Origin of the sequence: Candidatus Pantoea floridensis (assembly GCF_900215435.1) — a bacterium.
Lineage (GTDB): Bacteria > Pseudomonadota > Gammaproteobacteria > Enterobacterales > Enterobacteriaceae > Pantoea > Pantoea floridensis.
This window is the reverse complement of the sequence record NZ_OCMY01000001.1, coordinates 1134172-1155005: the sequence shown is the minus strand read 5'-3', so window position 1 is coordinate 1155005 and position 20834 is coordinate 1134172. Positions and strand designations below refer to the sequence as shown.

General features: G+C 54.3%; 19 protein-coding genes. All 19 read left to right on the top strand.

Going from position 1 to position 20834, the window contains the following annotated elements:
- Positions 1–492, top strand: a complete 492-nt coding sequence (gene ilvN / locus CRO19_RS05495; RefSeq protein WP_007885011.1) for an acetolactate synthase small subunit — start codon at positions 1–3, stop codon at positions 490–492.
- Positions 493–689: 197 nt separating this feature from the next.
- Positions 690–1700, top strand: coding sequence for a catabolite repressor/activator (cra, locus tag CRO19_RS05490; protein WP_097094947.1), 1011 nt, complete (start codon positions 690–692; stop codon positions 1698–1700).
- A gap of 493 nt (positions 1701–2193) precedes the next feature.
- Positions 2194–2652 (top strand): division/cell wall cluster transcriptional repressor MraZ, encoded by a 459-nt coding sequence (gene mraZ, locus CRO19_RS05485; RefSeq protein ID WP_097094946.1) that lies wholly within the window; start codon positions 2194–2196, stop codon positions 2650–2652.
- 2 nt (positions 2653–2654) lie between these two features.
- Positions 2655–3596, top strand: a complete 942-nt coding sequence (gene rsmH / locus CRO19_RS05480; protein WP_097094945.1) for a 16S rRNA (cytosine(1402)-N(4))-methyltransferase RsmH — start codon at positions 2655–2657, stop codon at positions 3594–3596.
- The gene (gene ftsL, locus CRO19_RS05475; protein ID WP_097094944.1) at positions 3593–3913 is read left to right on the top strand and encodes a cell division protein FtsL; all 321 of its coding nucleotides are present in this window, start codon (positions 3593–3595) and stop codon (positions 3911–3913) included. Before rsmH ends, ftsL begins: the two co-directional genes overlap by 4 nt.
- 16 nt (positions 3914–3929) lie before the next feature.
- Positions 3930–5696, top strand: a complete 1767-nt coding sequence (gene ftsI, locus CRO19_RS05470) for a peptidoglycan DD-transpeptidase PBP3 (RefSeq protein WP_097094943.1) — start codon at positions 3930–3932, stop codon at positions 5694–5696.
- Positions 5683–7170 carry a UDP-N-acetylmuramoyl-L-alanyl-D-glutamate--2,6-diaminopimelate ligase gene (gene murE, locus CRO19_RS05465; protein WP_097094942.1) on the top strand — a complete coding sequence of 496 codons (1488 nt, stop codon included), beginning with the start codon at positions 5683–5685 and terminating at the stop codon, positions 7168–7170. Before ftsI ends, murE begins: the two co-directional genes overlap by 14 nt.
- Positions 7167–8528, top strand: coding sequence for a UDP-N-acetylmuramoyl-tripeptide--D-alanyl-D-alanine ligase (gene murF, locus CRO19_RS05460; RefSeq protein WP_097094941.1), 1362 nt, complete (start codon positions 7167–7169; stop codon positions 8526–8528). The genes murE and murF overlap by 4 nt, the downstream gene beginning before the upstream one ends.
- Complete coding sequence (gene mraY / locus CRO19_RS05455; protein WP_097094940.1) at positions 8522–9604, top strand: phospho-N-acetylmuramoyl-pentapeptide-transferase; 1083 nt, start codon at positions 8522–8524, stop codon at positions 9602–9604. Before murF ends, mraY begins: the two co-directional genes overlap by 7 nt.
- Before the next feature lie 2 nt (positions 9605–9606).
- Positions 9607–10923: a UDP-N-acetylmuramoyl-L-alanine--D-glutamate ligase gene (murD, locus tag CRO19_RS05450; RefSeq protein WP_097094939.1), complete on the top strand. Its 1317-nt coding sequence runs from the start codon at positions 9607–9609 to the stop codon at positions 10921–10923.
- On the top strand, positions 10923–12137 hold the full coding sequence (ftsW, locus tag CRO19_RS05445; protein ID WP_097094938.1) for a cell division protein FtsW: 1215 nt from the start codon (positions 10923–10925) through the stop codon (positions 12135–12137). The genes murD and ftsW overlap by 1 nt, the downstream gene beginning before the upstream one ends.
- Positions 12134–13192: an undecaprenyldiphospho-muramoylpentapeptide beta-N-acetylglucosaminyltransferase gene (murG, locus tag CRO19_RS05440; protein WP_097094937.1), complete on the top strand. Its 1059-nt coding sequence runs from the start codon at positions 12134–12136 to the stop codon at positions 13190–13192. The genes ftsW and murG overlap by 4 nt, the downstream gene beginning before the upstream one ends.
- Before the next feature lie 70 nt (positions 13193–13262).
- Entirely contained in the window at positions 13263–14738 is a 1476-nt protein-coding gene (murC, locus tag CRO19_RS05435; RefSeq protein ID WP_097094936.1) for a UDP-N-acetylmuramate--L-alanine ligase, read from the top strand.
- The gene (locus CRO19_RS05430) at positions 14731–15651 is read left to right on the top strand and encodes a D-alanine--D-alanine ligase (protein WP_097094935.1); all 921 of its coding nucleotides are present in this window, start codon (positions 14731–14733) and stop codon (positions 15649–15651) included. The genes murC and CRO19_RS05430 overlap by 8 nt, the downstream gene beginning before the upstream one ends.
- 1 nt (position 15652) lies before the next feature.
- Complete coding sequence (ftsQ, locus tag CRO19_RS05425) at positions 15653–16492, top strand: cell division protein FtsQ (RefSeq protein ID WP_097094934.1); 840 nt, start codon at positions 15653–15655, stop codon at positions 16490–16492.
- Positions 16489–17745 carry a cell division protein FtsA gene (gene ftsA, locus CRO19_RS05420; protein ID WP_007888634.1) on the top strand — a complete coding sequence of 419 codons (1257 nt, stop codon included), beginning with the start codon at positions 16489–16491 and terminating at the stop codon, positions 17743–17745. Before ftsQ ends, ftsA begins: the two co-directional genes overlap by 4 nt.
- 71 nt (positions 17746–17816) lie before the next feature.
- Positions 17817–18971, top strand: coding sequence for a cell division protein FtsZ (ftsZ, locus tag CRO19_RS05415; protein ID WP_008108602.1), 1155 nt, complete (start codon positions 17817–17819; stop codon positions 18969–18971).
- A gap of 101 nt (positions 18972–19072) precedes the next feature.
- Complete coding sequence (gene lpxC, locus CRO19_RS05410; protein ID WP_097094933.1) at positions 19073–19990, top strand: UDP-3-O-acyl-N-acetylglucosamine deacetylase; 918 nt, start codon at positions 19073–19075, stop codon at positions 19988–19990.
- A 274-nt stretch (positions 19991–20264) separates the two neighbouring features.
- On the top strand, positions 20265–20765 hold the full coding sequence (gene secM, locus CRO19_RS05405) for a secA translation cis-regulator SecM (RefSeq protein WP_320204463.1): 501 nt from the start codon (positions 20265–20267) through the stop codon (positions 20763–20765).
- Positions 20766–20834 lie beyond the last annotated feature (69 nt).

Here is a 20834-nt window from a genome sequence, read left to right as displayed (position 1 = left end):
ATGCGTCGTATTTTATCGGTTCTGCTGGAAAACGAATCCGGCGCATTGTCCCGCGTAGTGGGGCTTTTCTCGCAACGCGGCTATAACATCGAAAGTCTTACCGTGGCGCCCACCGATGACCCCACGCTATCGCGTATGACCATCCAAACGGTTGGCGATGCGAAAGTGCTGGAGCAGATCGAAAAGCAATTGCACAAGCTGGTTGACGTGTTACGTGTCAGCGAGCTGGGGCAGGGCGCCTATGTTGAACGCGAAATCATGCTGGTGAAAATTCAGGCTAGCGGCTACGGTCGTGAAGAGGTGAAACGCAGTGCGGAGATTTTCCGTGGGCAGATTATTGACGTCACACCAACGCTTTACACGGTTCAGCTAGCGGGAACGAGCGATAAACTCGACGCGTTTCTCAACACGGTTCGTGACGTGGCGGAAATTGTTGAAGTGGCACGTTCAGGAATCGTTGGCGTATCACGTGGCGATCGCGTTATGCGCTAATAACGCACCGTAACCATCATATTCTGTGCTAACCCGGCGAAATGCCGGGTTTTTTTATTTTATGCGCTTCGGCAAGATGCTGGAGAAAAGCGGTTGCTCAGCGTACTTTTCTGCGGTTAGATGTTACAAATGTTTTATCCTTAGCTACTCTGCGGATATTTTCGCCAGCGCTGGCTTATCAGAATTAAGGTGTCATCGTGAAACTGGATGAAATTGCGCGCCTGGCAGGCGTGTCGCGCACCACCGCCAGCTACGTAATCAATGGCAAAGCGCGGCAGTATCGTGTCAGCGAAAAAACCGTCGAGAAAGTCATGGCGGTGGTGCGTGAACACAATTATCACCCCAATGCCGTCGCGGCAGGCCTTCGCGCCGGACGCACGCGCTCAATTGGCCTGGTGATCCCTGATTTGGAAAATACCAGTTATACGCGTATCGCTAACTATCTTGAGCGTCAGGCGCGTCAACGTGGTTATCAACTGTTGATTGCCTGCTCGGAAGATCAGCCAGATAACGAAATGCGCTGTATCGAGCATCTATTGCAGCGCCAGGTGGACGCCATCATTGTTTCCACCTCGCTGCCGCCTGAGCATCCGTTCTATCAGCGCTGGATTAACGATCCTTTGCCAATTATCGCGCTGGACCGCGCGCTGGACCGTGAGCACTTCACCAGTGTTGTGGGTGCCGATCAGGATGATGCGCAGATGCTGGCCGCTGAATTGCGTCAGCTTCCGGTTAAAAATGTGCTGTTCCTTGGCGCGCTGCCGGAGCTGTCGGTCAGTTTTTTGCGTGAATTGGGCTTTCGCGATGCGTGGAAGGATGACGCGCGACCAATCGATTACATCTACTGCAATAGCTTCGATCGTGCTGCGGCGGCAACGCTGTTTGAAAAGTACCTCGAAGATCATCCGATGCCGGACGCACTATTCACAACCTCATTTGGCCTGTTACAAGGGGTGATGGATATCACGCTCAAGCGCGATGGTCGTTTACCCACCGATCTGGCGATTGCCACCTTTGGTGACCACGAACTGTTGGATTTCCTGGAATGCCCGGTCCTGGCAGTGGGGCAGCGTCACCGCGATGTTGCGGAAAGAGTTCTTGAGCTGGTATTAGCCTCATTAGATGAGCCGCGGAAACCGAAGCCGGGTTTAACGCGCATTCGCCGTAATTTATTCCGCCGCGGACAATTAAGTCGTCGCACTAAATGAAAGTGTGGGCAGTTCTCTGCCCGCGCTTTATTATCTTCACAACTATTTTGCTCAAATGCGCCAGGCGTAAAAAAGCGTAAATTATCGCCACCCTATCTAACAATTTATCCCCACTGACTTTTCGTATTTGTTTACATATTCAGCAGTAGCTGCTAGCAGAGCTGTTGTGATGGTGCTGGGCTTCCTTTCAGAAATCCCCTAAAATGCAGCCGCTGTCGCATATTACGGGGCAAATATATTTTTGCCTGACAGCGTTTTATTTTTCGCCACTTTTCACATTGCGAAAAAATTTATTCAACTATTCATCAGGTTAATTTTTTATTTCTCTACTTATTACCCTTTTATTCCCTCCCGGATTAATTTCACGCGATGTAAATAGTGATATTCACTTGCCGTTGCGGCTTGACAAGGATTTCATCGGCTCCGTAAACTCGTTTCGTGGTAAAAAGTGGGATAAAGTGGTGAAAACGGGTGATTGAGGGGTAAGGCTGGCATGTTCCGTGGAGCAACGTTAGTCAATCTCGACAGCAAAGGACGATTAGCAGTACCAACACGCTATCGTGAATTGCTTGTCGCAGAGTCTCAGGGGCAAATGGTATGCACCATTGACCTCCACCAGCCATGCCTGCTGCTTTATACCCTGCCCGAATGGGAAATTATTGAGAAAAAGCTCTCTCGCTTATCCAGCATGAATCCCAGCGAGCGTCGCGTGCAGCGATTGCTGTTAGGACATGCTAGTGAGTGTCAGATGGATAATGCGGGCCGTTTGTTGTTGGCGAATACGCTGCGACAACATGCAGGCCTGAGCAAAGAAGTGATGCTGGTTGGACAGTTCAACAAGTTTGAGCTGTGGGATGAACAGACCTGGTATCAACAAGTTAAGGATGATATTGACACAGAACAGTCGGCTCAGGAGCCTTTATCTGAGCGGTTGCAGGACTTGTCGCTATAGCTATGCAGGAAAATTTTAAACACACCACAGTGCTGCTGGATGAGGCGGTTAACGGCCTCAATATCAGGGAAGACGGCATTTATATTGACGGCACTTTTGGTCGCGGCGGTCACTCGCGCTTAATCCTTTCGCAGCTTGGCGAGAAAGGGCAATTGATAGCGATTGATCGCGATCCGCAAGCGATAGCCGCAGCCGCTGAGATAAAAGATCCCCGTTTTTCGATCGTTCATGGGCCATTTTCGGCGCTGGCGGAGTATGTCGAAGCACGCGGGCTGACGGGCAAGATCGATGGCGTTTTGCTTGATCTTGGCGTCTCTTCACCGCAGCTGGATGATGCCGAACGTGGCTTCTCCTTCATGCGTGATGGACCACTGGATATGCGCATGGACCCCACGCGTGGGCAGTCGGCAGCAGAGTGGCTAATGAGCGCTGAAGAGGCCGATATCGCCTTCGTGATTAAAACCTACGGTGAAGAGCGTTTTGGTAAACGTATCGCGCGCGCCATCGTTGAGCGCAATCGTGAACAGCCAATGACGCGCACCAAAGAACTGGCCACGGTTATCGCTGCGGCAATGCCGGTGAAAGACAAGTTCAAGCATCCGGCGACGCGTACCTTCCAGGCGATTCGTATCTGGATCAACAGCGAGCTGGAAGAGATCGATACCGCGTTGAAGGGCGCATTATCAGTTCTTGCTCCCGGCGGTAGATTATCGATCATCAGTTTCCATTCGCTGGAAGATCGCTTAGTGAAGCGTTTTATGCGCGATCAGAGCCGTGGTCCGCAGGTGCCGGCCGGGATCCCAATGACTGAAGCGCAGCTTAAAGCCTTGGGCGGCCGTGAATTGAAAACGCTTGGCAAGCTGATCCCCGGCGAAGCCGAAGTGAACGAAAACCCACGAGCGCGCAGTTCGGTATTGCGTATCGCGGAGCGAACCGCGTCATGATCGGCAACGAGCGCCATAGCTTACCGGGCGTCATCGGGGGGGACCTGCTGCGATTTGGCAAGATACCGGTGCTGCTGTTGGTGGCCGTGCTGGTCTCCTCAGTCTTGGTTGTGACGACTACGCATAAAACGCGTCTGCTGACGGCGCAACGTGAACAGCTGGTGCTGGAGCGTGACGCGCTTGATATCGAATGGCGCAACCTGATTCTTGAAGAAAACGCGCTCGGCGATCATAGCCGGGTAGAGCGGATAGCAACCGATAAACTGCAAATGCAGCATGTTGATCCTTCACAGGAAAATATTGTGGTGCAGAAATAAGGAATCGCAGAACTCAATGAGTGGCGCAGGCAAAACGCTGAAGTTAAAAAAACAAGAAGATAAGGCCAGCTTTGTAAGCTGGCGTTTTGCGTTACTGTGCGGTTGCATTTTACTGGCGCTGGGCGGACTGCTGTCGCGCGTAGCGTGGCTGCAGGTGATCAACCCCGATAAACTGGTTAAAGAGGGCGATTTACGTTCGCTGCGCGTTCAGGCGGTGCCCACAGCGCGCGGCATGATCAGCGATCGAGCGGGACGTCCGCTGGCGGTAAGCGTGCCGGTAAATGCGATCTGGGCCGATCCCAAAGAGCTTCATGAGCACGGCGGTGTATCACTGGATGGTCGCTGGAAAGCCCTGTCTGATGCCTTATCGATTCCACTGGATCAGCTCGCATCCCGAGTTAACGCCAACCCAAAAGGACGCTTTGTATATCTGGCGCGTCAGGTAAATCCAGCGATTGGCGAGTACGTAAAAAAACTTAAACTGCCGGGCATTTATCTGCGTGAAGAGTCGCGTCGTTATTATCCCGCGGGCCAGGTTACCGCGCACCTGATTGGTTTCACCAACATCGATGGCCAGGGCATCGAAGGCATCGAAAAGAGCTTCGACAAATGGCTGACTGGCGCACCAGGCGAACGTACTGTGCGTAAAGACCGCAACGGCCGCGTAATCGAAGATATCTCCTCGGTTGATAGCCGTGCGGCACATAACCTGACGCTGAGCATTGATGAACGTCTACAAGCGCTGGTTTACCGCGAACTGAATAACGCCGTGGCCTTCAACAAAGCGGAGTCGGGCACTGCGGTGCTGGTGGATGTGAACACCGGTGAAGTGCTGGCAATGGCAAATAGCCCCGCTTATAACCCGAATAATCTCAGCAACACGCCGAAAGATGTCATGCGTAACCGCGCCATCACCGATATTTTCGAACCGGGTTCCACCGTGAAACCGATGGTGGTGATGACGGCTTTACAGCGTGGCGTGGTGAAAGAAAATAGCGTCCTAAATACCGTGCCGTACCGCGTGAATGGTCATGAGATCAAAGACGTGGCGCGCTACAGCGAATTAACCCTTACCGGGGTTTTACAGAAGTCGAGTAACGTCGGGGTTTCACGTTTGGCGTTAGCGATGCCCTCCTCAGCGCTTGTAGATACTTATGCGCGCTTTGGCCTGGGTAAACCGACCAATTTGGGGCTGGTCGGGGAAAGCAGTGGCTTATACCCTCAAAAACAACGGTGGTCTGACATAGAGAGGGCCACCTTCTCTTTCGGCTACGGGCTAATGGTAACGCCGTTACAGTTAGCGCGAGTCTACGCAACCATTGGCAGCTATGGCATTAACCGCCCGCTGTCGATCACCAAAGTTGACCCGCCGGTAGCGGGTGAACGCGTTTTCCAGGAAGACCTGGTGAGAACGGTGATGCATATGATGGAAAGCGTGGCGTTGCCAGGCGGCGGCGGCGTCAAAGCCGCCATCAAAGGCTATCGCATTGCCATTAAAACCGGTACCGCCAAAAAGGTGGGACCGGATGGTCGTTACGTCAATAAATACATTGCTTATACCGCAGGCGTTGCGCCTGCCAGTCATCCTCGTTTTGCGTTGGTTGTGGTTATCAACGATCCACAGGCCGGTAAATATTATGGTGGTGCGGTTTCAGCACCGGTGTTTGGCGCCATCATGGGCGGCGTGTTACGTACCATGAACATTGAACCTGATGCGCTGCCAACGGTTGATAAGAACGAGTTGGTGAAGAATAGAAGTGAGGAATCAAGTGACAGATCGTAACCTGCGCGACTTACTGGCCCCGTGGGTGCCGGGTGCGCCGGCGCGTCCACTCCGTGACATGACACTAGACAGCCGCGCGGCGGCTTCTGGCGATCTGTTTATCGCCGTGGCGGGCCATCATGCTGATGGACGTCGTTTTATTCCGCAGGCTATCGCACAAGGCGTGGCGGCAGTCATTGCCGAGGCCGAAGGCGAAGCCAGCGATGGAGATATCCGCGAGATGCATGGCGTCCCGGTTATTTATCTGGCGCAGTTACAGCAGCGTCTCTCTGCACTGGCCGGACGCTTTTATCAGCAGCCTGCGAGCAAACTGAAATTAATTGGTGTGACCGGCACCAACGGTAAAACCACCACCACACAACTGATGGCGCAGTGGGCCAATCTGCTGGGTGAAACTGGCGCAGTGATGGGCACGGTGGGCAATGGTCTTTACGGTCAACTGGTGGCAACTGAAAACACCACCGGTTCCGCGGTAGATGTGCAACACGTTCTGAATGATTTGGTCGGGCAGGGCGCAACCCTGACAGCAATGGAAGTGTCTTCACACGGTTTGGTGCAGCACCGCGTCGCAGCGCTGCCGTTTGCCGCGGCGGTATTTACCAATCTAAGCCGCGATCACCTTGATTATCATGGTGATATGCAGGGCTACGAATCTGCCAAATGGCTACTGTTCTCTGAGCATCAGGTGGCCGAAGCCATTATCAATGCCGATGATGAAGTAGGACGTCGCTGGCTGGCAAAATTGCCGGATGCCGTAGCGGTGACTATGGAAAATAATCTGCAATCTGGCTGCCATGGCCGCTGGCTCAAAGCCACGGCGGTGGATTACCACGATGGTGGCGCACATATTCAATTCAGCTCCAGCTGGGGCGACGGTGAGTTTGATAGCCGCCTGATGGGCGCTTTCAACGTCAGCAATTTGCTGCTGGCGCTGGCGACATTGCTGACGCTGGATTATCCGCTCGATGCGTTGGTAGCGACTGCGCCACAGTTGTTACCGGTTTGTGGTCGCATGGAAGTCTTCACCGCACCAGAAAAACCTACGGTTGTTGTCGATTACGCTCACACGCCGGATGCGCTGGAGAAAGCGTTGGAAGCCGCGCGTCTGCACTGTAAAGGTCAGCTTTGGTGCGTGTTTGGCTGCGGTGGCGATCGTGATAAAGGCAAACGCCCATTGATGGGTGCAATTGCTGAGCAATTCTCCGACATCGTGGTGATCACCGACGATAATCCGCGCAGCGAAGAGCCGATGTCCATTGTGAATGACATTCTCACTGGGCTGCTCGATCCAGGCCGCGCACGCGTAGTCGCAGGGCGTGCGCAAGCGGTGACCAACGCCGTCATGCAAGCCCGCGCGGATGACATCGTGCTAGTGGCCGGAAAAGGCCACGAAGATTATCAAATCATTGGTAACCGCCGCTTAGATTATTCGGATCGTGACACCGTCGCCCGTTTGTTGGGGGTGATGGCATGATCCCCGTTTCTCTGCAAACCCTGGCCAATATCAGCGGCGGTAAACTGCACGGTGCGGATTTAACCGTCGCCGATGTCACCACCGATACGCGTAAAGTCACCGCCGGCAGCCTGTTTGTGGCGCTGGTCGGTGAACGTTTCGATGCCCATGATTTCGCCAATGATGCAATTACCAACGGTGCGCAGGCGCTGCTGGTCAGCAAACTGTTGCCGTCTACAGTGCCGCAGGTGGTCGTGGCTGATACGCGCATTGCCTTTGGACAGCTCGCTGCGTGGGTACGTCAGCAGGCGAACGCACGTGTCGTAGCGCTGACAGGTTCATCCGGTAAAACCTCCGTTAAAGAGATGACCGCCGCGATTCTGCGCCAATGCGGTGAAACGCTCTACACCGCAGGCAATCTGAATAACGATTTTGGTGTGCCAATGACGCTGCTGCGTCTCACCAAAGAGCATGCTTACGCGGTGATTGAGCTGGGTGCCAACCACCAGGGTGAAATTGCCTACACCACTGATTTAGTGCGTCCGGAAACGGCGCTAGTGAATAATCTTGCGGCGGCGCATCTGGAAGGCTTCGGTTCGCTGGCGGGCGTAGCCAAAGCAAAAGGCGAAATTTTTGGTGGACTGCCGGTTCACGGCACCGCGATCGTCAACGCCGACAGCAACGACCTTGCCCACTGGCAATCTCAGTTCGTGGATAAAACCTTGTGGCGCTTCTCACCGCAGCCGATGGCTGATGCTGAGTTTCGTGCCAGTGAAATTATTCTGCGTGCGGATGCCACACTGTTCACCATGCATACACCGCGCGGCGATATTGCGGTTGAGCTGCCGCTGCCCGGGCGTCATAACATCGCCAATGCGTTAGCCGCAGCAGCGCTGGCGCTGTCGGTAGATGCACCACTGACGGCAATTCAGAGCGGGCTAAAAACGTTGCAGCCGGTTCCTGGACGCCTGTACCCGATTCGTCTGGCGGCCAATCAATTACTGTTGGATGACAGCTATAACGCCAACGTCGGTTCGATGACGGCCGCGGCGCAGGTACTGGGTGATATGCCTGGATTCCGCGTGATGGTAGTGGGCGATATGGCAGAGCTGGGTGATGAAGCGGAGCTGTGTCACCGTCAGGTGGGCGACGCAGCGAGAACCGCAGGCATTGATTGCGTATTAAGCACCGGAACGCTCAGCCAGCTGATTGGCGAAAGTAACGGTAAAGGCGAGCATTTCGCCACTAAAGCCGCGTTGACTGAACGTTTACGCACATTGCTGTCCGAACATCAGGACATCACTATTTTGGTTAAAGGTTCACGTAGTGCCGCCATGGAGCAGGTAGTACAGAGCTTACAGGAGAAAGGAACATGCTAGTCTGGCTGGCCGAACATCTGGTCGCATTTTATTCCGGCTTTAACGTCTTCTCGTATCTGACGTTTCGCGCCATTGTCAGCCTGCTGACCGCTCTGTTCATTTCTCTGTGGATGGGTCCACGCCTGATTGCCTGGCTGCAGAAACTGCAGATTGGCCAGGTGGTACGTAACGATGGCCCAGAATCGCACTTCAGCAAGCGCGGCACGCCCACCATGGGCGGCGTGATGATCCTCACCTCCATCACCATTTCGGTGCTGATGTGGGCGTACCCGTCCAATCCTTATGTCTGGTGCGTGCTAGTGGTGCTGGTTGGCTTTGGCATCATCGGCTTTGTGGATGACTACCGCAAAGTGGTGCGTAAAGATACCAAAGGCCTGATCGCGCGCTGGAAGTACTTCTGGATGTCAGTGATTTCTCTGGCCGTCGCGTTTGCGCTGTTTATCGCTGGCAAAGATACGCCAGCCACACAGCTGGTGGTGCCGTTCTTTAAAGATGTTATGCCGCAGCTGGGTTTGTTCTACGTAGTGCTGGCGTATTTCGTGATTGTCGGTACGGGTAACGCCGTTAACTTAACGGATGGCCTTGATGGCCTGGCGATTATGCCAACCGTATTTGTGGCAGCTGGCTTCGCGCTGGTGGCCTGGGCGACCGGCAACGTTAAATTTGCTGAGTATCTGCATATTCCGTATTTACGGCACGCCGGTGAATTGGTGATTGTCTGCACCGCGATTGTCGGGGCAGGCCTCGGATTTTTGTGGTTCAACACTTATCCAGCGCAGGTGTTTATGGGCGATGTCGGCTCATTGGCGCTGGGTGGCGCGCTTGGCACCATCGCGGTGCTGCTGCGTCAGGAATTCCTGCTGGTAATTATGGGCGGCGTGTTTGTCGTGGAAACGCTGTCGGTGATTCTGCAGGTGGGATCGTTCAAGCTGCGCGGCCAACGCATTTTCCGCATGGCGCCAATTCATCATCACTATGAATTGAAAGGCTGGCCGGAGCCGCGCGTCATCGTGCGCTTCTGGATTATTTCGCTGATGCTGGTGCTGATTGGCCTGGCAACGCTGAAGGTACGTTAATCATGGCTGACTATCGGGGCAGAAAAGTCGTCATCATTGGATTAGGCATCACTGGCCTCTCCTGTGTTGATTTCTTCCTCGCGCAAGGCGTAACGCCACGCGTGATGGATACCCGTGTCTCGCCGCCGGGACTGGAAAAACTGCCAGCCTCGGTGGAGCGCTATGTTGGCGGTATCAATAGCGATTGGCTGCTGGCGTCTGATTTGATTATCGCCAGCCCTGGCATCGCGCTGGCTCATCCTGCCTTAAGCGAAGCAGCGGATGCCGGGATTGAGGTCATCGGCGATATTGAGCTGTTCTGCCGTGAAGCCCAGGCACCGATTGTGGCGATTACCGGTTCCAACGGCAAAAGTACCGTAACTACCTTGGTGGGCGAGATGGCTCGCGCGGCAGGTTGGCAGGTGGGCGTGGGCGGCAATATCGGTTTACCCGCGCTGACACTACTGAAATCACCGGCTCAGCTATATGTATTAGAACTTTCCAGCTTCCAGCTGGAAACCACGCATAGCCTGAAAGCGGCGGCGGCAACGATCCTCAATCTTACTGAAGATCATATGGATCGCTATCCGCTGGGCATGCAGCAATATCGTGCAGCCAAGCTGCGCATTTACGAAAACGCCAGCGTCTGCGTGGTCAATGCCGACGATGGCATGACCATGCCGGTACGCGGCGTCGATCAGCGCTGTGTGAGCTTTGGTATCAACCTTGGCGATTATCATCTCAATCAGCAGCAGGGCAGTACCTGGCTGCGAGTGAAGGGTGAAAAGGTTCTGAATACCGATGAGATGACGCTGGTAGGTCAGCATAACTACACCAACGCGCTGGCTGCGTTAGCATTGGCCGATGCGGTAAATATTCCGCGTGCCTCCAGTTTAAAAGCCCTCACCACCTTCTCTGGCCTGGCGCATCGCTTCCAGCTGGTACATGAAGCTAACGGTGTGCGCTGGATTAACGATTCCAAAGCCACCAACGTGGGTAGCACCGAAGCGGCACTGAATGGCCTGCAGGTGAAAGGTACGCTATGGCTGCTGCTGGGCGGTGATGGTAAATCGGCTGATTTCAGCCCGCTGGCGCGTTATCTGCAAGGCGACAACGTGAAGCTGTTCTGCTTTGGCCGCGATGGCGACGCGTTAGCGGATCTCCGCCCGGAAATCGCAACGCGCACCGAGACTATGCAGCAGGCGATGATTCAGATCGCCGCTCAGGTGAAACCTGGCGACATGGTGCTGTTGTCACCGGCTTGCGCCAGCCTCGATCAGTTTCGTAATTTTGAACAGCGTGGCGATCGGTTCGCGCAACTGGCGAAGGAGCTGAGCTGATGCGTATTCCTGGTTCCGGTATAGCCAGCTATCTGTCACTTCGCTTACGCGATTGGGTGATGGGCGCGCGTGATAACGATGATGCGCCGGTGGTGCTGTATGACCGAACGCTACTGTGGTTGACCTTTGGTTTGGCGCTGATCGGTTTTGTTATGGTGACATCGGCGTCAATGCCAGTAGGCCAGCGCCTGAACGAAGATCCCTTCTATTTTGCCAAGCGTGATGCATTTTATATCGCCCTGGCATTCGGTATGGCGCTGGTGACATTACGTGTCCCAATGGATTTCTGGCAGCGCTATAGCAACGTGATGCTGATGGTTTCGGTCGTCATGCTGCTGATTGTATTAGTTGTCGGCAGCTCCGTTAACGGCGCATCTCGCTGGATTGCCCTTGGCCCGCTGCGTATTCAGCCAGCCGAGCTTTCGAAGTTAACGCTGTTCTGCTATCTCGCCAGCTATCTGGTGCGCAAAGTGGAAGAAGTGCGCAATAACTTCTGGGGTTTCTGTAAACCAATGGGCGTAATGGTGGTGCTGGCGGTACTTCTGCTGGCACAGCCGGACCTCGGCACCGTGGTGGTGCTGTTTGTTACCACGCTGGCGATGCTGTTCCTCGCCGGTGCGAAAATGTGGCAGTTCCTGGCGATTATCGGCTCCGGCATTTTTGCTGTGGTGCTGCTGATCATCGCTGAGCCTTACCGTATGCGTCGCGTCACTTCTTTCTGGAATCCATGGGAAGATCCCTTTGGTAGCGGCTATCAGCTGACGCAATCCTTAATGGCTTTTGGTCGCGGTGAGTTTTGGGGCCAGGGTTTAGGCAACTCGGTACAGAAACTGGAATATCTGCCAGAAGCCCATACCGACTTTATCTTCTCCATCATCGGTGAAGAGTTGGGTTATGTCGGTGTGGTTTTAGCGCTGTTGATGGTATTCTTCGTCGCTTTTCGCGCGATGTCGATTGGTCGCCGTGCTCTGGAGATCGATCAGCGCTTCTCAGGCTTCCTCGCTTGCTCAATTGGCGTGTGGTTCAGCTTCCAGGCGCTGGTTAATGTCGGTGCGGCAGCCGGTATGCTGCCCACCAAAGGTCTGACGCTGCCGCTGATCAGTTACGGTGGTTCGAGTCTGATCATCATGTCGACCGCCATCGTGTTTTTATTACGCATAGATTATGAAACGCGTCTGGCAAAAGCGCAGGCGTTTACCCGAGGTGCTCGATGAGTGGCAAACGGCTGATGGTCATGGCAGGCGGTACTGGCGGACACGTGTTCCCCGGTCTGGCCGTTGCCCATCACCTGATGGAACAGGGCTGGCAGGTGCGCTGGCTCGGAACCGCTGACCGTATGGAAGCGGATTTGGTGCCGAAAAACGGTATCGAAATTGATTTTATCCGCATCAGCGGTTTGCGCGGCAAAGGTGTGAAAGCGCAGCTTTTGGCACCGGTGCGCATCTTTAATGCGTGGCGCCAGGCGCGTCGCATTATGAAGAGCTGGCAACCGGATGTGGTGCTGGGCATGGGCGGTTACGTTTCGGGTCCCGGCGGATTGGCCGCGTGGAGCTGCGGCATTCCGGTGGTGCTGCATGAGCAGAACGGCATTGCCGGGCTGACCAATAAGTGGCTGGCGAAAATCGCTACCAAAGTGATGCAGGCATTTCCGGGCGCATTCCCAACGGCTGAAGTGGTGGGGAATCCGGTGCGTACCGATGTGCTAGCCCTGCCGTTACCGGCAGAGCGGCTGAGTGGACGTTTCGGCCCGATTCGCGTGCTGGTGGTCGGTGGCAGCCAGGGCGCACGCATCCTCAATCAGACCGTGCCACAGGTGGCTGCGGAATTGGGTGAAGCCATTACGGTTTGGCATCAAACCGGCAAAGGCGGGCTGGAAACCGTGCAGCAGGCTTATCGTGCAGCTGGCCAGCCGCAACATAAAGTCACCGAATTTATTGATGACATGGCAGAAGCCTACGCGTGGGCGGATGTGGTGGTGTGCCGTTCCGGGGCTTTGACGGTTAGCGAAGTGGCTGCCGCAGGTTTACCGGCGATCTTCGTGCCGTTTCAGCACAAAGATCGTCAGCAGTACTGGAATGCGCTGCCGTTGGAAAAGGCGGGCGCGGCCAAAATTTTCGAGCAGCCGCAGTTTACTGCGTCTGTTGTAGCGGACACGCTGCGTCACTGGGATCGCACCACATTACTGGCGATGGCAGAAAAAGCCCGTCAGGTGGCGATTCCGGATGCAACCGAGCGGGTTGCAAATGAAGTGGCGCGCGTCGCGAAGTAAATTAATCGGCCAGTTGATTTGGCCCGTACCTTAAGCGGGTACAAACGGGAAAAACAGGTAATTGAAACAGATGAATACACAACAATTGGCAAAACTGCGTTCTATTGTGCCCGAGATGCGTCGCGTCCGGCACATTCACTTTGTTGGCATCGGTGGTGCTGGCATGGGCGGTATTGCCGAGGTGTTGGCGAACGAAGGTTATCACATCAGCGGTTCTGATTTGGCGCCAAACCCCGTGACGCAGCATTTGGCCTCGCTGGGCGCAACGATTTACTTCAACCATCGTCCAGAAAACGTGACCGATGCGAGTGTCGTCGTGGTCTCAACGGCCGTAGCGCAAGATAACCCGGAATTAGTGGCCGCGCGTGAGCAGCGTATTCCTGTGATTCGTCGTGCGGAAATGTTGGCGGAACTTATGCGTTTCCGTCACGGCATTGCGGTTGCCGGAACGCACGGCAAAACCACCACTACCGCGATGGTGACCAGTATTTATGCCGAAGGCGGCCTGGATCCAACTTTCGTTAACGGTGGATTGGTTAAAGCTGCAGGTACACATGCGCGCCTTGGCAGCAGCCGTTACCTGATCGCCGAAGCGGACGAAAGCGATGCGTCCTTCCTGCATCTGCAGCCGATGGTGGCGATTGTGACCAACATCGAAGCGGATCACATGGACACTTATCAGGGCGATTTCGAGAATCTGAAGCAGACGTTCATTAACTTCCTGCACAACCTGCCATTCTACGGACGCGCGGTGATGTGTGTGGATGACGCGGTGATTCGTGACCTGATTCCACGTGTAGGCCGTCAGGTCACAACTTACGGCTTCAGCGATGACGCTGACGTGCGTATTGAAAATTACGAGCAGCGTGGCGCACAGGGGCACTTCACGCTGATCCGTCAGGACAAGCCAGTGCTGAACGTCACGCTGAATGCGCCTGGCCGTCATAACGCATTGAACGCGGCGGCGGCGGTGGCGGTGGCCAGCGAAGAGGGGATTGAAGATAACGCGATTCTGGCCGCGCTGGAGAGCTTCCAGGGCACCGGACGCCGCTTTGATGTACTGGGCGAGTTTGATACCGCCGCCGTCAATGGCAACCCGGGCAGCGCGATGCTGGTCGATGATTACGGCCATCATCCAACCGAAGTGGATGTCACCATCAAAGCCGCACGTGCCGGCTGGCCTGAGAAGAAACTGGTGATGGTATTCCAGCCACATCGTTACACGCGTACGCGTGACCTGTTTGATGATTTCGCTAACGTGCTGTCGCAGGTGGATGTGCTGCTGATGCTGGATGTTTATCCGGCCGGTGAAGCCGCCATTCCGGGCGCCGATAGCCGCTCCCTGTGCCGCGCGATTCGTAACCGTGGCAAGGTGGACCCGATTCTGGTCTCTGAGCATGATGCCTTACCAGATGCATTGGCCCCGTTGCTGTCAGGTGATGACCTGGTGATCGTTCAGGGCGCAGGCAACATCGGCAAGATTGCACGTAAGCTGGCGGAAAACGCCCTGCAGCCTGCGGTAAAAATGGAGGCGCGTCATGACTGAGAAGGTCGCAGTATTGATGGGCGGCACCTCGGCCGAACGTGAAGTCTCGCTGATGTCAGGTGCGGCGGTGCTGGCCGGACTGCGTGAAATGGGTATTGATGCGCATGCTGTCGATACGCGTGATGTGTCGGTACTGAAGCTAAAACAGCAAGGCTTTGCGAAAGCGTTTATTGCGCTGCACGGTCGCGGTGGTGAAGACGGCACCTTGCAAGCGGTGCTGGAGTTCTTGCAGCTCCCTTATACCGGCAGTGGCGTAATGGCCTCGGCGATCACCATGGACAAACTGCGCAGCAAATTGTTGTGGCAGGGCAGGGGATTACCTTCAGGCAAATTTGTCTGGCTGACGCGTCAGCAATATCAGCAAGGTTTAGATGCAGATACCACCGCCGCCGTTCAGGCGCTGGGTTTACCGCTGTTTGTGAAGCCAAGCTGTGAAGGTTCCAGCGTTGGCATCAGCCGTGTGAATCATGCGGACGCACTACCTGCCGCGCTGGAAGAGGCATTTCGTCACGATAACGACGTGCTGATTGAAGCGTTTCTCAGCGGCGCCGAGTACACCGTGGGCATCGTAGGTGAGCAAATTCTGCCTTCAATCAGAATTAAAACCGCCAGCGAGTTCTATGACTATGAAGCTAAATACATTTCTGACGATACTGAGTACTTCTGTCCGAGCGGTTTAAGCGCTGAGCAGGAAGCAGAATTGCAGACGCTGGTGTGGGCAGCCTGGCGCGCGTTGGGTTGCAGCGGCTGGGGACGTGTGGACGTTATGGCTGACGGCGAGGGCAATTTCCAGCTGTTGGAAGTGAATACCTCACCAGGCATGACCAGCCACAGTCTGGTACCCATGGCGGCGAAGCAGGCGGGATACAGTTTCCCGCAGCTAGTGGCGCGTATTCTGGAGCTGGCTGACTGATATGTCTCAGGCGGCGATACGAGTACGCAATCGTGAACCTCAGGAGCGTGCGCGCTCCGGGCGTAGCAACGGTGCACGACTGTTTGGCATCGTGTTCCTGCTGATAGTGTTAGGCATTATGGTGGCGGGCGGCCTTGTGGTGCTGAAGTGGATGAATGACGCGTCGCGCTTGCCGTTATCCAGGCTGGTGGTGACGGGGCAAACCCACTACACCACGCATGATGATATTCGCCAGGCGATTTTATCGCTCGGCGCGCCTGGGACCTTCATGTCGCAGAACGTCGATATCATTCAACAGCAGATCGAGCGTTTGCCCTGGATAAAGCAGGTCAGTGTGCGGAAGCAGTGGCCTGATGAGCTGAAGATTAATTTGGTGGAGTATGTTCCGGTGGCACGTTGGAACGACTCACATATGGTTGACGCCGATGGCGTCTCCTTCAGTGTTCCGGCCAGTCACATTGGCAAAGAAACCCTGCCAATGCTTTATGGCCCGGAAGGCAGTGAAAATGAGGTGTTGGCCGGCTATCACACCATGAGTGATGTATTAAAGGCTAACAAGTTTACCCTGAAGGTCGCGTCGATGACGGCGCGGCGCTCATGGCAATTAGTGACCAGTGACGATGTGCGCATTGAGCTGGGACGCAGCGATACCATGAAGCGTCTGAACCGTTTTATTGAGCTCTATCCGGAGCTGCAGCAGCAGGGCCAGAGTCATAATCAGCGCATTACCTACGTCGATTTGCGCTACGACTCGGGCGCCGCAGTGGGCTGGGCAGCGGCACCGATAGAGCCACAGGACAGTAATCAGCAACAGAACCAGGCACAGGCTAAACCACAATGATCAAGGCAACGGACAGAAAACTGGTAGTAGGACTCGAAATTGGCACCGCAAAGGTGTCCGCCCTGGTTGGGGAAATTCTGCCCGATGGTATGGTCAATATTATTGGGGTGGGCAGTTGCCCGTCTCGCGGTATGGATAAAGGCGGCGTAAACGACCTTGAGTCGGTGGTGAAATGCGTACAGCGCGCCATCGATCAGGCTGAACTGATGGCGGATTGCCAGATTTCTTCGGTCTACCTTGCATTATCGGGCAAACATATCAGTTGCCAGAACGAAATCGGGATGGTTCCGATTTCGGAAGAGGAAGTGACTCAGGATGATGTAGAGAACGTAGTGCATACGGCGAAATCCGTTCGCGTACGTGATGAACATCGTATCCTGCATGTGATACCGCAGGAATATGCCATCGATTATCAGGAAGGCATCAAAAATCCTGTAGGCCTTTCCGGCGTACGTATGCAGGCGAAGGTGCATCTGATCACCTGCCACAACGATATGGCAAAAAATATTGTTAAAGCCGTTGAACGTTGCGGCCTGAAAGTTGACCAACTGATTTTTGCCGGGCTGGCTTCCAGTTTTTCCGTCTTGACTGAAGATGAACGTGAGCTGGGAGTCTGTGTTGTTGACATCGGTGGCGGTACAATGGATATCGCTGTTTATACTGGCGGAGCGCTGCGTCATACCAAAGTGATCCCGTATGCAGGGAACGTGGTGACCAGCGATATTGCTTACGCCTTTGGTACACCGCCTACCGACGCGGAAGCGATTAAAGTGCGTCACGGTTGTGCATTAGGCTCGATTGTCGGCAAAGACGAAAACGTCGAAGTGCCGAGCGTCGGTGGACGTCCACCTCGCAGCCTGCAGCGCCAAACGCTGGCCGAAGTGATTGAGCCGCGTTACACCGAACTGTTGAATCTGGTTAACGACGAGATTCTGCAACTACAGGAGCAGCTGCGCCAGCAGGGCGTAAAACATCATCTGGCGGCCGGTATCGTGCTGACCGGTGGTGCGGCGCAGATTGAAGGTTTGGCAGCCTGTGCACAGCGTGTATTCCACACGCAGGTGCGCATTGGACAGCCGCTCAACATCACCGGCCTGACGGATTATGCGCAGGAGCCGTATTACTCTACGGCGGTTGGACTGCTGCATTATGGCAAAGAGTCACATATGAACGGTGATGCGGAAACGGAAAAACGTGCTTCGGTGGGCAATTGGTTTAAGCGAATCAATAGCTGGCTGAAGAAAGAGTTTTAATTTTTGAAAAAGGAGATCATGCTGGCAATGTTTATGATCTCCAGGCGACAGGCACATAACGGAGAGAAATCATGTTTGAACCTATGGAATTAACCAATGACGCGGTGATTAAAGTCATCGGCGTCGGCGGTGGCGGCGGTAACGCCGTAGAGCACATGGTACGCGAGCGTATCGAAGGTGTGGAATTCTTCGCTGTGAACACCGACGCGCAAGCGTTGCGTAAGACAGCGGTCGGCCAGACGATCCAGATCGGGACCAATATCACTAAAGGTCTCGGTGCAGGTGCGAACCCAGAAGTGGGTCGTAACTCTGCAGAAGAGGATCGCGAAGCACTGCGTGCTGCGCTGGATGGTGCAGACATGGTGTTTATCGCAGCAGGCATGGGCGGCGGTACCGGTACGGGTGCTGCGCCAGTGGTCGCTGAAGTAGCCAAAGATTTGGGTATCCTGACTGTTGCAGTGGTAACGAAGCCATTCAACTTTGAAGGCAAAAAGCGTATGGCTTTTGCTGAGCAGGGTATCGCCGAGCTTTCGAAGCACGTCGATTCATTGATCACTATTCCAAACGACAAGCTGTTGAAAGTATTAGGCCGTGGTATTTCGCTGTTGGATGCGTTCGGCGCAGCTAACGATGTACTGAAAGGCGCTGTACAGGGTATTGCTGAGTTGATCACGCGCCCTGGCTTGATGAACGTTGACTTCGCAGACGTGCGTACCGTGATGTCAGAAATGGGTTACGCCATGATGGGTTCAGGCGTGGCATGCGGTGAAGATCGTGCGGAAGAAGCCGCTGAAATGGCGATTTCAAGCCCGCTGCTGGAAGATATCGATCTTTCTGGCGCGCGCGGCGTGCTGGTCAACATCACCGCTGGCTTCGATCTGCGTCTGGATGAGTTTGAAACCGTGGGTAACACCATTCGCGCCTTCGCGTCTGACAACGCTACCGTGGTAATTGGTACTTCTCTGGATCCAGAGATGAACGACGAACTGCGTGTCACCGTAGTTGCGACCGGTATTGGCATGGATAAGCGTCCAGAAATCACCCTGGTAACGAATAAGCCAGCCACACAGCCAGTGATGGATCATCGCTACCAGCAGCACGGCATGGCGCCGCTGCCGCAGGAGCAGAAACCTGCTGCTAAAGTGGTTAATGACCAGCCAGCCGCATCAAGCAAAGAACCTGATTATCTGGATATTCCAGCCTTCCTGCGTAAACAGGCTGACTAAGAATATCCCGAGAATTGGGATTCTCCGCTCTTTGTGCTAAAGTATTCCCCCGCCGGTAATTTATACTGGCGGTCGGAAGGGTAATATTGCGAGATAATGCGATGATCAAACAAAGGACATTAAAACGTATTGTTCAGGCGACAGGTGTCGGTTTACATACCGGCAAGAAAGTCACGCTGACATTACGCCCTGCGTCGGCTAATACCGGGGTCATCTATCGTCGCACTGACTTGAATCCACCGGTTGATTTCCCGGCTGATGCAAAATATGTGCGCGACACCATGCTAAGTACGTGCCTGGTGAATGATGAAGGCGTGCGTATTTCAACAGTTGAACACCTGAACGCCGCACTGGCGGGTTTAGGCATCGACAACATTATTGTTGAAGTTGATGCACCGGAAATCCCGATTATGGATGGCAGTGCCGCACCTTTTGTCTATCTGCTGATGGATGCAGGCATTGAAGAGCTGAGCAGCGCGAAGAAATTTGTGCGTGTTAAGCAAACCGTGCGTGTGGAAGATGGCGATAAGTGGGCCGAGATCAAACCTTATAACGGGTTCTCACTCGACTTTACTATCGACTTTAAACATCCAGCGATTGACTCAAGTTCGCAGCGTTACCAGCTCAACTTCTCGGCTGAGAATTTCGTGCGTCAAATCAGCCGTGCGCGCACTTTTGGCTTTATGCGTGAAATCGAATATCTGCAGTCTAAAGGCCTGTGCCTGGGCGGTAGTTTAGATTGTGCGATTGGCCTTGATGATTTCCGCGTATTAAATGAAGACGGTTTGCGCTTTGAAGACGAGTTTGTTCGTCACAAAATGCTCGATGCGATCGGTGACCTGTTCATGTGCGGCCACAATGTTATTGGCGCATTTACCGCCTTTAAATCCGGCCATGCATTGAATAACAAGTTACTGCAAGCGGTTCTGGCGAAGCAGGAAGCTTGGGAATGGGCTACCTTCGAAGATGAAGCAGAACTGCCACTGGCATTCAAAGCACCTAATTTAGTTCTGGCGTAAGTCAGACGTAAAGCGGCAGGTTTCGCTGACACCCTCTCCGGTCAGTGGAATCTGCCGTTTTTTATTGCCTCGCTTTTAATCCTGCAAAACCGATCTCATTTCACTGTCGTGACTGGCGAAACCCTGTACAAAAAAACGTGAATTCCGCCGAAGCCCCTTTAATCACTGGTGTCGAAGCGCAACATAAGTGCTATCATCTGGCGCTCATATAAGCCGGGTATCGCAGACTCACGCGAAGGCTTTATCCTTTTATTCAATGCATTGTGGACGGGTTGTGATCGGGATTTTCTCACGCTGGCGACAATTAGGCAGACGCTACTTCTGGCCTCATCTCCTATTAGGGATGGTGGCGGCCAGTTTGGGTTTGCCTGCCTGTGCGCAAAGTTCTGAGCCCACGGCGAACGATTCGCCGATCAGCAGCCTGTTTGTTGGCAATGTTGTCCATTTCGATCATCTGATTCGTCTGCAGGAAAGTGCGCGTCGACCAAGTTTTAACGTCGATTACTGGCATCAACATGCCATCCGCACAGTTATCAGACATCTTTCTTTTAGCATGACGCCGCCTGCTCAGGCGGAGGCCAATCAAGCTGTACCATTAGCGGCACAAAAACTGGCGTTGATTGGTTCGCTTCAGGCGCTACTGACATCACCTACGCAACCGCTTAATGCCGTTGAGCCACAGCTAGCACTGCGCCACCGTGAACCGCAAATCCACACTTCTGCTGACTGGCAGGCTGCTATCCATGGCATCCGCGCCGGACCTTTCATTGCCTAACTGCTAACGTTTTTTTCCACATCCTGTTTTAGATTTTGCAGTCCGTGAAGTCACGGCTGAAAAGAGAAT